The sequence below is a fragment of the Microbulbifer mangrovi genome, assembly GCF_002009015.1.
Lineage (GTDB): Bacteria > Pseudomonadota > Gammaproteobacteria > Pseudomonadales > Cellvibrionaceae > Microbulbifer > Microbulbifer mangrovi.
Map to the genome: position 1 here is coordinate 23,664 of NZ_LZDE01000333.1, position 12,858 is coordinate 36,521.

General features: G+C 61.3%; 7 protein-coding genes. 6 read left to right on the forward strand and 1 reads right to left on the reverse strand.

Annotated features, from left to right (window positions below; translation table 11 throughout):
• Positions 1 to 45 precede the first annotated feature (45 nt).
• Entirely contained in the window at positions 46 to 618 is a 573-nt protein-coding gene (gene efp, locus B4U49_RS14125; protein WP_078085254.1) for an elongation factor P, read from the reverse strand.
• Between the two features lie 129 nt (positions 619 to 747).
• On the opposite strand from efp, the gene epmB reads away from it, so the two are divergent.
• The 6 genes from epmB to B4U49_RS14155 all read left to right on the forward strand — a co-directional run bounded on the left by epmB (position 748) and on the right by B4U49_RS14155 (position 12,818).
• Entirely contained in the window at positions 748 to 1,797 is a 1,050-nt protein-coding gene (epmB, locus tag B4U49_RS14130; RefSeq protein ID WP_078085255.1) for an EF-P beta-lysylation protein EpmB, read from the forward strand.
• Positions 1,798 to 1,974: 177 nt separating this feature from the next.
• Positions 1,975 to 3,888, forward strand: a complete 1,914-nt coding sequence (locus B4U49_RS14135) for a hypothetical protein (RefSeq protein WP_078085256.1) — start codon at positions 1,975 to 1,977, stop codon at positions 3,886 to 3,888.
• A gap of 236 nt (positions 3,889 to 4,124) precedes the next feature.
• Positions 4,125 to 6,209, forward strand: a complete 2,085-nt coding sequence (locus B4U49_RS14140) for an EAL domain-containing response regulator (RefSeq protein ID WP_078085257.1) — start codon at positions 4,125 to 4,127, stop codon at positions 6,207 to 6,209.
• Between the two features lie 239 nt (positions 6,210 to 6,448).
• Complete coding sequence (locus tag B4U49_RS14145) at positions 6,449 to 8,437, forward strand: M1 family metallopeptidase (RefSeq protein ID WP_078085258.1); 1,989 nt, start codon at positions 6,449 to 6,451, stop codon at positions 8,435 to 8,437.
• A gap of 203 nt (positions 8,438 to 8,640) precedes the next feature.
• Positions 8,641 to 9,711, forward strand: coding sequence for an efflux RND transporter periplasmic adaptor subunit (locus B4U49_RS14150; RefSeq protein ID WP_143735675.1), 1,071 nt, complete (start codon positions 8,641 to 8,643; stop codon positions 9,709 to 9,711).
• Positions 9,708 to 12,818, forward strand: coding sequence for an efflux RND transporter permease subunit (locus B4U49_RS14155; RefSeq protein WP_078085260.1), 3,111 nt, complete (start codon positions 9,708 to 9,710; stop codon positions 12,816 to 12,818). The genes B4U49_RS14150 and B4U49_RS14155 overlap by 4 nt, the downstream gene beginning before the upstream one ends.
• Positions 12,819 to 12,858 lie beyond the last annotated feature (40 nt).

Sequence of the window (12,858 nt, forward strand, 5' to 3'; positions counted from 1 at the left end):
CGAATACCGAAGTATCCGCCCTTGAGATCAGCAATCCAGGAAAGATCAGTCTTCCTTGGCGCGCCCCAGGTATTCACCGGTACGGGTGTCGACCTTGATGGTCTCGCCGATTTCCAGGAACAGCGGCACCTTCACCACAGCACCGGTGGACAGGGTCGCCGGCTTGTTACCGCCCTGGGCAGTGTCACCGCGCAGGCCAGGATCAGTATCGGTGATCTCCAGAATCACATGGTTCGGCGGCGTCACCGCCAGTGGCGCACCGTTGTACAGAGTCACAACACAAACATCCTGTTCCTTCAGCCACTTGGCCGCATCGCCAACTGCCTTCTCATCCGCTTGATGCTGCTCGAAAGTCTCCGGCTCCATGAAGTGGAAGAACTCACCATCGTTGTAGAGATATTCCATATCCCGGTCCATCACATCCGCAGACTCCAGGCTCTCACCGGAACGGAAAGTGCGTTCCCAGACCCGGCCGGTCTTCAGGTTGCGCAGCTTCACGCGGTTGAACGCCTGGCCCTTGCCGGGCTTCACGAACTCATTCTCCACAATGGAGCAAGGGTCGCCGTCCAGCATCACCTTCAGACCGCCTTTGAATTCGTTAGTGGAATAACTAGCCATGAGTTCCTCGAAATATCAGCATTGAGCCGTCAAATTGATTAAACTTCGCGCGCCCCGCACCGGGAAACGGGCAACCAAACCCGTCAAAACAGCAGTACCGCCGCCGACCGCGCCAAAAAACAGCCGCATATGATACAGCACCGCCAGCCCCCCCGTGAAATCACAACAACGGAAATCGCGACCGACAGCCCACGGCGGTCGGCCGAACGCCGCTGGCAGGAAGAAATGTCGGACCTGGTCACCGACCCGCAGGAACTGCTTGAACGGCTGCAGCTGGCACCGCAACAGTTGCCACAGCTGAAGGCGGCGGGCGAACTGTTCCAGTTGCGCGTGCCGCGCCCCTACCTCGGCCGTATCCGTCCCGGCGATCCGCAGGACCCGCTGCTGTTACAAGTATTGCCCAGCGCGCACGAACTGCAGCCCACTCCGGGATTCAGCGACGACCCACTGCAGGAAGCCGCTGCCAACCCGGTGCCCGGCGTGGTGCACAAATACCGCGGCCGCCTGCTGCTGATCACAGCCGGCCAGTGCGCCGTCAACTGCCGCTACTGTTTCCGCCGCGCCTTCCCCTACAGCGACAACCACCTGAACCGCAGCCAGTGGCAGCAGGCACTGGACTATATCCGCGGCCAGCAGGATCTGCGGGAAGTCATTCTCAGCGGCGGCGACCCCCTGGTGATGAGCGATCGCCAGCTCGGCTGGCTGGCAGGTGAACTGGCGGCAATCCCGCAGGTGGACAAACTGCGCATCCACACCCGTCTGCCGATTGTGGCGCCATCCCGCGTCAATCGTGAATTCCTCGACTGGTTTACCGGTAGCCGCCTGAAGCCGGTGCTGGTCCTGCACTGCAACCACGCCAACGAAATCGATGGGCCGGTGCGCAACGCCCTCGGCCAGCTCAGGGCCGCCGGCGTCACCCTGCTCAACCAGTCGGTCCTGCTGAAAGGTATCAACGACAGCGAACAGGCCCTCGCGGACCTGTCCGAGACCCTGTTCGACGCCGGCGTACTGCCCTATTACCTGCACCAGTTAGACCGGGTACAGGGGGCCGCCCATTTCGAAGTAAGCGATGCCCGCGCCCGTGCGCTGGTAGCGCAATTGCGCCAGCGACTGCCCGGGTATCTGGTGCCGAAACTGGTACGTGAAATACCCGCAGAGAAATCCAAAACACCGCTTTGAGGCGACTCGCCGGGCTGATCGGGAGCCAGCCCTAAAGAGCTAATACGCGCTAAGAACGCGAACTATCTCGGACTTTATTGCAAAATAACCGACACTTTCGTCACCTATTTCAACCGGCACGTTTGTGCAAATTGCAGCGCCTCGTATACTGCAGGGAGTCAAACCCCGGTTATTGTGATGCAGGAAGCAGAAGAAAAAACAATCGGGCAGCAAGCCCGGTCCGGCAGTGAAGCCGAGCGGAAATCCGCCAGCACACCACCCTCTTATCGCAGCCCCGCAGAGCCACTCGCGGAAGAGATTCGCTCATCCGATGAAACGGATCGTCCGGCGTCTCCGGCGAACGGCTCGGCCTCGGGCAAAATCCTCGACCAGCTTTCCCCGGGCGCGCGGGATCTGGATGCTCTCACCTGTGGCTGCTACAACCACCGCCAGCTGAAACGCTGGATACACAGCTACCTGAAACAAAATCCACCGGAGCAACAACTCCAGCGCAACGCCGGCACCCTGCGCAGTGTGCTGGCCGAGATCACCCGCTGGACCGCCCCCGCCAGAATCCGCCTGGCGTGTGTTGAGGTCCTGCGACCGGTAATCGCCAACCATGCCAGCGAGTTATCCCTGTTACAGCTCGCCGAGGATCGCAGCGGCAGTGTCCTGCAAACCCCGCAACAGCGTCGCGACCTGCTCACCGCGGTCATTCTCTACCAGCACCTGGCCCAGGCCTACAGCAGTATCTGTGTGCAGCTGCTGTCCGAGCCCCACGCTCTGTTTTACCGTCGTCGACTGGCGCGGGTACTGCACCGGGGAATCGACAGCTATCGGCGCCTGATCCAGATCAGCAGCCACTTTTACCTGGCGCCGCCCAAGGGCAGCTGGGCACGTATGCAACGCCTGGTAACCCTGGCACGGGAGCAACAGCTGGATCAGCGAAGGGTGCTGGACCCGCTAGCGGCCGACAGGCCCACGGCGCAAAACAACAGCAGCACCGCCTCCCTGACCTCGCACCGCTGGGTAAAGCTGACCCAGCCCTATCTGCACTGCGCCCTGTTCGCCAGCGCCAATCCGCTACAACTAACTGTCGAGGAGCAATTGCAGCTGTGGTTGTGCTGCGCCCGCTGGGCAAACGGCGCGCGCCTGCTGGAACGGATCAATCCCGCCCTGAAAACACTGCTCGCCAGCCTCCGTCTGGATCAGCCACCGATCCCCTCGGTGCGCTTGCAAAACAGCAGTGTGGACATGAAGTACTTCTCCGCTCCCCTGGGCTGGTGCATCGACCTGAGCCATCCGCTGCGACAACTCCAGCGCCGACTGCGTCGCCCGGGAGCCCTTTCACCAGATATTCTGCACCGGGTCGAGGACACCTGGGCGGGCGGGAAATCCCGCGAAGCACAACGCACCCCGGTAAACATCCGCTGCGAAGTCATTACCGGGCTCAGCGCCATCGGACATCATCTCAAAAACGATAGTGGCGACGCCCCGGAGCTGACCAGCACCTTTGCCGCGTCCCCGGCGGAGAGCCTGGTAATGGAAGTGGACACCATCGATTTCCGCACCGGACGACCACTGAAGGACTATGAAGTCTCACTGCATGACCAATCTTCCCGTGCACTGCCCAGCGCCCCTTCGGTATCCCGTAAATCCAATACCGACGGCGTGCAGAAACGCTATCAACCTATCCCCGCAACCCTGCTCAACAGCAGCGCCAGTGGTGCCGGCCTCAGGTTGCCACCGGACTGCCGCGGCCGCCTGAAGAGTGGCGACCTGATTGCGCTGCGCGTCAAGGATCACTGGGAGCTGGCGCTGGTACGCTGGCAGTTTGGACTACCGGACCAGTGCCGCAGCGGGGTTGAATTGCTCGGTGGCCACACCAGCGCGGTGCGCGTGCGCCGCTACTCCCGCGACGGCCGTCGCACCGATCCCATGGTCGGCCTGCTTACCGGCCATGGCGGGCAGACGGCGGAATTGATATTGCCCGCGCCCCTGTTTCAGCCCGGCGATACCGTCGATATCATCAACGCCGGGCAGACGCGATCGGTCACCCTGCACAAGCAGACACTCGCCACCGGGAGCTTCGCGATTTTCGAGTTTTCCTGAGGGAGTCAGCGCGAGAATCGTCAAATTTTTGCGACTTCCGAAAAGTGTGTGACCTAGTGCCGACTTTACACCTGTTAATGCGGATTTACGCGGCCTACACTATCCGGTTCGCGGCCTCCCGGATTGGCTGACGGTTGTCCGGCAACCGCCAGCGGAGTCCCAAGTACAGCATGGAAGCGGTATAACAAACGACAGAATTACATAACGCCGCCGCGACGCAGTACAACAGGAATACAATGAGCAGCGAAAACACCATCCGCCTTCTTCTTATCAATGACGCTCCCGGCGAGTCCCAGCGACTGGTGAGCATGCTGCACAACGCAGGCCGCCCCAACCGGGCCCAGCACGTGGCCAGCGAGGCAGCCCTCACCAAGCTCCTGCAGGAGCACGCGTGGGATCTGTTGATTGCCGCGGAGCAGAGCAAGCAGCTCGAAGCCGCCTCCGCAATCCGCACCATCAATAAACTGCAGAAAGACGTTCCCGCCATCCTGCTCACCGAGCGCGAGGGCTCCCAGCCGGTGGTGGAGGGCCTCAAGGCCGGCGCCCGCGATGTAGTCACTGTCGATGAAGACCAGCACTTGCTGCTGGTGATCCAGCGCGAACTCGCCGCCCTTAACGAACGCCGCCAGGCGCGCCTGCACGACCGCCGCTACAACGCCACACTGAACCGCGCCAAGGAACTGCTGGATAGTTCCAAAGATGCCATCGCCTATATTTCCGATGGCCTCATCGTCTATGCCAATGAATCCTTCGCCGAGCGCTTCGGCTACGGCGATCGCGATGATGTGGAATACCAGCCGCTGATCGACATGCTCACCGAGGGCGAACAGCCCGACGCGCGTGAGTTCCTGCGCCAGTGCGCCATCAACAACAACGAGGTGGAAGCCCAGGTGTGGCAGTTCACTGCCAAAACGGCCGGCGGTACCCCGCTGCCCACCAAGGCCGAAGTGCTGTCCACCGTGTATGACGACGAACGCTGCCTGCAGGTGCGCATCGCCGCCAGTAGTGGCAACACGGAAGAGCTGGAAGCACAGCTGAGCGAAGCCAAGAATCGCGACGCGGCTACCGGCCTGTACAACCGTCAGCGCTTCGTGCAGTTGCTGAACAGCGCCATCCAGTCCGCCGCGGGCTCCCAGCGCACCGGCGGTCTGATGCTGATTCAGATCGATCGTTTCGAAGAATCTGTACAGCAGCTGGTAGGGGTTGCCGGCGCCGACCAATTGCACAAAAAATTCGCAGAGCTGCTGCAAAGCAGTGTCCGCCGCGGCGATGTGGTCGCCCGCTATGGCGAAGACAGCTACTGCCTGCTCATGCCGGAAACCACCCCGGACAGCGCCGAGGGCCGCTCCCGCGAACTGCTGCAGAAAATCGCCGACACCATCTTTGAAGGCGGCGGTAAAACCCTGCATATCACCGCCTCCATCGGTATCTCCCTGCTCAGCGAAACCTCAGGCAACGCCGACAAGGTACTGGAGCAATCGGGCAAGGCCCTCGAGCAGGCGGTGAAAAAAGACGGTGGCAACGGCTTCGCCCTCTACGAACCGGACAGCACCCAGCAGGGCGACGCCAACACCTACCACCGCGCGCGGGTTATCCAGGCTCTGGAAGCAGGCAATCTCAAACTGCTGTACCAGCCGATCCTCAGCCTGCAGGGTAGCGGAGAGAAAATGTACGAGGTGCTTGTGCGCCTGGTGGACGGTAAGGAAGAGCTCTCGCCGATCACCTTCCTCGAAGCTCTGGGCGATGCCGGCCTTTCTTCAAAAATGGATCGCTGGATCATCCTCAATGCGATCAAAGCCGCTGCCGCGCAGCGCGCCAAGGGCCAGGACGTTTCGACACTCATCCACCTCACCGCTGCATCGCTCAAGGATACCAGCCTGCCCGCGTGGCTCGGTGTAGCATTCAAGGCCGCCAAGGTACCGCCCAATGCTGTCACCTTCCAGCTGCGCGCGGAAGACATCAACAGCAACCTCCACGCAGCCCGCGACTTCGCCAAACTGGTACAGGACATGGGCTGCCGGGTTGCCGTGTGCCACTTCGGCACCGGCCTCAGCCCGTTCAAGGCACTGGAACACGTGAAAGTGGACATTGCCAAGATTGATGCCTCGTTTGTGCGTGAAGTGCAGGACGAAGGGGTAGACAGCGAGGCACTGGTGAATCTCGTTGGCCAGCTCAAGGAGATCGATACCCGGGTAATCGTCCCCCACGTGGAACAGGCCAGCATGCTACCCACCCTGTGGCAGACCGGTACCGACTACATCCAGGGCTACTATGTACAGTCGCCCGGAGAAGAAATGGACTTTGATTTCAGCCTGGACTGATAAAACCCGCCGGAAAGCTTTGCGCAAGGAGTGTGCGACCGAGCTTCACCCGTTGCGAGCCTTTCTGAAACAAGGATGTTTTGGAAAGGTAAGCAGATTCAGCAAGTCTTTCGATTTCGGTCTAACCTAGGACCAAAACAGAAATCCGATTTCCCCGCCACGCCCTCAATTCGGTATTCTGTGCCGCGAAGAATTTACCCAGTTCTGAATTCACAAATAAAACAATCACGGAGCCTTCCATGCTGCCCCAATTGTTCACCCCCAACCTCGGCCGCCTGATCGGCGCCGGGCTGCTCGCCTGCAGCCTCGTTACACTGAGTGCCTGCAGCAAGAATGAAGATGCGGCAAACAGTGAAAGCACTGCAGACATCCCGCAGAGCGCCACCGAATACACGCCGGAGAATCTGGAAAAAGACACCCCGCTCGCGGATAACGCCGAGCCGGAATCCGGTGTCGACTACCACTCCTTTGCCAATACCAACGACTATCTCGTCAAACATCTGGATCTCGATCTCACCGCCGACTTCGACAACAAGATCCTGAAGGGCGAGGCCATCCTCGACATCAAACGCCAGACCGCCAAGAATCCGCCGCTGATTCTGGACACCCGCGAACTTGACGTCACCGCGGTGCGCGCCGGTATCGGCGACTCCCTGCAGCCGGTCAAATTCAGCATGGGCAAGAAAGACCCGCACCTGGGCACGCCGCTGAAAATTCAGCTGCCCAAGGGTGCCAACCGGGTCGCGATCCAGTACCAGACCTCTCCCGGCGCCTCCGGCGTACAGTGGCTGGAGCCACAGCAGACTGCGGGCAAGAAGCACCCGTTCCTGTTCACCCAGGCCCAGGCCATCCACGCGCGCAGCTTCATTCCCCTGCAGGATTCTCCCCAGGTGCGCATGACCTACGAGGCCACTATCCGCACCCCGCAAGAACTGCGCGCGGTGATGAGCGCCAACAACGATCCGGAAGCGGAACTGGACGGTGTGTTCGAGTTTGAAATGCCCCAGGCAATTCCCTCCTACCTGATTGCCATCGGCATCGGCAATCTGGACTTCAAAGCCATGGGTGAGCGCACCGGTGTCTACGCCGAGCCGGAACTGCTGGAATCCGCAGCCAAGGAGTTCGAGGACACCGAGTCCATGCTCGAGGTCACCGAGGAGAACTTCGGCCCCTACCGCTGGGACCGCTACGACCTGCTGATTCTGCCCCCCAGCTTCCCCTTCGGCGGCATGGAAAACCCGCGCCTGAGCTTTATCACACCCACCGTGATTGCCGGCGACAAGAGCCTGGTTGCCCTGATTGCCCACGAACTGGCCCACTCCTGGTCCGGCAATCTGATCACCAATGCCAGCTGGCGCGATCTGTGGCTGAACGAAGGCTTCACCACCTACCTCACCAACCGCATCATGCAATTTGTGTACGGTGACGAACGCTACCAGATGGAAATGGCCCTGGGTTATGACGACCTGAAGGCCGACCTGGACGACCGCGAAGACAAGGACGAGATCATGGCCATCGACCTGCGCGGCCGCGATCCCGATGAAGTTTTCTCCAACATCCCCTACGAGAAGGGCTCCCTGTTCCTGTACGAACTGGAGCAGAAAGTGGGCCGCGAGAACTTCGACAAGTTCCTGATGGAGTACTTCAACCACTTCGCCTTCCAGAGCATCACCACAGAAGATTTCGTGAAGTACCTGGACGAGACCCTGCTCAAGCAGTACCCGGACCAGCTGGACCGGGCGCGTATCCAGGAATGGATCTTCGAGCCCGGCATCCCGGAAGGCGCGCCGCATCCGCAGTCTGACGCCTTCACCAAGCTGGACCCGATCCGCGAACAGTGGCTGAACGGTGGAATCAAGGCGGGCGATATCGACACCAAGGACTGGACCTTCCACCAGTGGAAATACTTCCTCGACGGCATGCCGGAGAAACTCAGCGAAGATCAGCTGCAGGAACTGGACGAGACATTCGACCTGACCCAATCCAAAAATAACGAGATCGCCTTCAGCTGGCTGATGATTGCCGTGCGCAACGACTATAAACCGTCCAACGCGCGCCTCGAAGACTTCCTGGTGAGCATCGGCCGCAACAAGTTCCTGCGTCCGCTGTATCGCAATATGGTGGAAAACGGTAAAACCGACGAAGCCAAGCGCATCTTCGAGAAAGCCAAGCCGGGCTATCATCCGCTGACCGTGAAGGTAAACAGCAAGATTATCTACGGCGACTGAGGACAGCCGTATGCACTCCCCGTCGGGCAATCCCGGGGAGTGCGCTGTTCATCGCGTTACCTCCCGCTGGTTCCACATCGGGAGGTAAACTTATGTAAAAATCCCCAGCCCTGTATTTCATCTCCTTTATTCTGGCCTGAAAGTTGCTGCCACAGTTTTCCGCGTCAGAAAAAGTCCCCGGCTACCAGGTATTTCCCATAACCATGAAAATGATCCGCGCATTCGGACACCTTGGAGCGACCACCGCGTTACTCCTCACGCTCATCACCCCACCTACAGTTCTCGCCCAGGGCGGCCCCGACAAAGCGCCAGTTCCGGTGCGCGCCGCCCCGGTGGCCCTGGAACAGATTTCCAACCCGGTGGAGGCACTCGGCACCGCCAAGGCCTGGGAGTTTGTTTCCCTGCGCGCTGGCGTAACCGAGCACATCATCCGTATCGCGTTCGAGAGCGGACAGCGGGTGAAAGCCGGGGATGTGCTGGTGGAGCTGAGCCATGGTGAGGAACTGGCGGAACTGGCCGGCGCCCGCGCCACCCTGCAACGCTACGAGCGGGATGCGAAGCGCCTGCGCGGCCTGGTGGGCAGAAACCTCAGTACCCGCGAACAGCTGGAGGCGGTAGAAACCCAGGTAGCGGAGACCCGCGCCCTGATCGACGGCCTGCAGGCGCGCATCGACGACCGCATTATCCGCGCGCCGTTTGACGGCCAGCTCGGGCTGCGCAATATCAGTGTGGGCAGCCTCGCCACCCCCACCACGGAGCTCACTACCATCCAGGAAATCGATCGCCTGAAACTGGATTTCACCGTGCCGGAGCGACAGCTGTCGGCGATCAGCGGCGGTATGAAAATCGAAGCGGTGAGCCAGGCCCACCCCGATCGGGTATTCAACGGCGAGGTAATGATTGTGGAAGCGCGGGTGGACCCGCAGACCCGCGCGTTTACCGTGCGTGGCCGCCTCGATAATCCCGACGGCCAGCTCAAGCCCGGCATGCTCCTGCGGGTGCGCATCATCAGCAACCCGCGCGAGGCACTGACTATTCCGGAGGCAGCGCTGGTACCGCTGGCGGGAGACCAGTCCGTATATGTGGTCAAGAAAACCGAGGGCGGGCATATGGTGCAACGCCGCCAGGTACAGATCGGGCACCGCTACCGCGGCAAGGTGGAAGTGCTGTCCGGGCTGTCCCAGGGTGAGCAGGTGGTGACCCGCGGCACCCTGCATATCCGCGACGGTCAGCCCGTTTCAGTACAGGTTGAAAACGGAGCAGCCAACCAATGATCATCAGTGATACGGCGGTCAAACGCCCGGTTTTCGCGCTGGTACTGTCACTGCTGCTGGTGGTGTTCGGCCTGATCAGCTTTGACCGGCTGGCGCTGCGGGAATACCCGGATATCGACCCACCCATCGTGTCCATCGACACCAATTATCCGGGCGCTTCCGCGGATATTGTGGAAACCCGTATCACCCGTCTGATTGAGGATCGTATCGCAGGAATCGAGGGCATCAAGACGGTGACCTCATCGAGCACCGACGGGCGCTCGCGGATTTCCATCGAGTTCAATATCAACCGCGATGTGGACGGCGCGGCCAACGATATCCGCGACCGGGTTTCCGGGGTGATGAACAACCTGCCGGTGGAAGCGGATCCCCCCGAAATCGAAAAGGTCGATAGCAGCGACGACGTGGTGATCTGGCTGAACCTCACCTCCGACCGCCTCACCGTGCCAGAGCTCACCGACTACGCCAACCGCTACCTGGTGGACCGCTTCTCGGTGCTCGACGGCGTGGCGCGGGTACGGGTCGGCGGCGCCAAAGACTTCGCCATGCGTATCTGGCTGGACCGCGGCGCCATGACCGCGCACAACGTTACCAGTGCGGATATCGAACAGGCGCTGCGCGCGGAAAACCGCGAGCTGCCGGCTGGCTACCTGGAGTCCAGCGATCGCCAGTTCACCCTGCGCCTGCAGCGCCAGTTCCAGAGTGCCGAGGACTTCGCACGCCTCGCCATTGCCACCGGTGACAGCGGCCATGTGGTGCGCCTCGGTGATGTGGCGCGGGTGGAACTGGGTTCCGCCGAGGACCGCTCCACCTTCCGCGGCAACGGCGAACCAATGGTGGGTATCGGTATTACCCGCCAGTCCACCGGCAATATCGTGGCGGTGGCGGAAGCGGCAAAGGCGGAGATGGTCAAGGTCAACAAGACGCTGCCGGACGGCATGCGCCTCAGCCAGAGTTACGATGCGTCGGTGTTCGTGTCCGAGGCGATCAAGGAGGTATACACCACCCTGGTAATCGCGGTGATCCTGGTGACCCTGGTGATCTACCTGTTCCTGGGTAACTGGCGCGCGACCCTGGTGCCCGCGGTAACGGTGCCGGTATCCCTGATCGCCACCTCCATCCTGCTGTACGCCTTCGGTTTCAGTATCAACCTGCTCACCCTGCTGGCGCTGGTACTGGCCATCGGCCTAGTGGTGGACGATGCCATCGTGGTGCTTGAGAACATCTTTCGGCGCATGGACGAATACGGCGAGCCGCCGCTGCTGGCGGCCTATCGCGGCGCGCGCGAGGTGGGCTTTGCGGTGGTCGCCACCACCCTGGTGCTGGTGGCGGTGTTTGTGCCCATCACCTTCCTCGAAGGGGATATCGGCCGCCTGTTCTCCGAATTTGCGCTGACCATGTCTGCGGCGGTGATCTTCTCCTCTATCACTGCGCTGACCCTGTCGCCCATGCTGGCGGCGAAACTGATTCGCCCCAACGATGAGCACAATGCGGCCACCCGCTTTATGGACAACGCGCTGACCCGCATCCAGCGCCGCTACCGGGGCGGGCTCGATTTTATTCTGCGCAAGCACTGGGTCGCTGGTTGTGTGTTTGTAGGCGTGATGATCTTCGCCGCGCTGTCCTTCCGCCTGATCCCGACCGAATACGCCCCGCGCGAAGACCGCGGCTCCTTCTTCCTGCTGGTCAACGGTCCCGAGGGCGCAAGCTACCAGTACATGCAGGAATACATGGATACCATCGAGGAGCGGCTGATGCCGCTGGTGGAAAAGGGCTATGTAAACCGGCTGCTGGTGCGCTCACCGCGCTCCTTCGGCACCTCTGCCACGTTCAATACCGGCATGGTGATTTTCACCCTGGCACCCTGGGGTGAACGCCCCTCGGGGTTTGAACTGATGAACCAGGTGCGCGCAGCGGTGAGTGACCTGAGTGGGGTGCGCGCCTTCCCGGTGATGCGTCAGAGTTTCGGCGGTGGTCTGGGCAAGCCGGTGCAGTTTGTCGTAGGCGGCGGCAGCTACGCGCAACTGACCGAGTGGCGGGACCAGCTGAACGCCGCAATTGAAAAATCCAACCCTGGCCTGCTCGGCGTCGACTGGGACTACAAGGAAACCCAGCCCCAGCTGCGTATCAATGTGGATTACGAGCGCGCCGCGGATCTGGGTGTCCAGGTGAGCGATGTGGGCACCACCCTGCAGACCATGTTCGGCTCGCTGCGCGCCACCACGTTTATCAACAACGGTGAGGAATACGATGTGATCCTCGAGGGGGAGCGCGATATGCAGCGCACCCCGGACAGCCTGGAAAACCTGTACGTGCGCTCCTCGACCACCGGCGAGCTGATCCCCCTGCAGAGCCTGGTGGAAGTCAGCGAGTACGCGGACTCGCCACAACTGCAGCGTTACAACCGGGTGCGCTCCATCACCCTCGACGCCAACCTGGCGGACGGGCTGGTACTGGGTGAGGCGCTTGCCTACCTGAACCAGCTGGTGGACGAAAATATCGAAGGCTCGCCGGTGATCGACTACAAGGGCCAGTCGAAAAGCTTCCAGGATTCGGGCAACACCATCCTGTTCGCTATCCTGCTCGGCGCGCTGGTGGTGTTCCTGGTGCTCGCCGCCCAATTCGAGAGCTTTATCCACCCGCTGGTAATCATGTTCACCGTACCCCTGGCCATGGCCGGTGCCCTGCTGGGCCTGCTGCTTACCAATCAGTCGCTGAACATTTACAGCCAGGTGGGATTGATCATGCTGGTGGGACTGGCGGCCAAGAACGGGATCCTGATTGTGGAATTCGCCAACCAACTGCGGGACCGCGGCGTGGAGTTTGGCCAGGCATTGCGCCAGGCCGCGGAGACCCGCCTGCGGCCGATCCTGATGACCGGGATCACCACTGCCGCAGGCTCGCTGCCGCTGCTGCTGTCCTCCGGCGCCGGGTCGGAAACCCGCGCGGTCATCGGTACCGTGGTGCTGTTCGGTGTGCTGGCGGCGACCCTGTTCACGGTGTACATCGTGCCGGTGGCCTACGACGTGCTGGCACGCCGCACCGGTTCACCCGGTCAGGTAGCGCGGGATGTGGCGGAGCTCGAATCCGAGCATCCCGTGAAGTAAGCGGCGCAAATAGCCGCGCACCTGAAACGCAAAAGCCCCC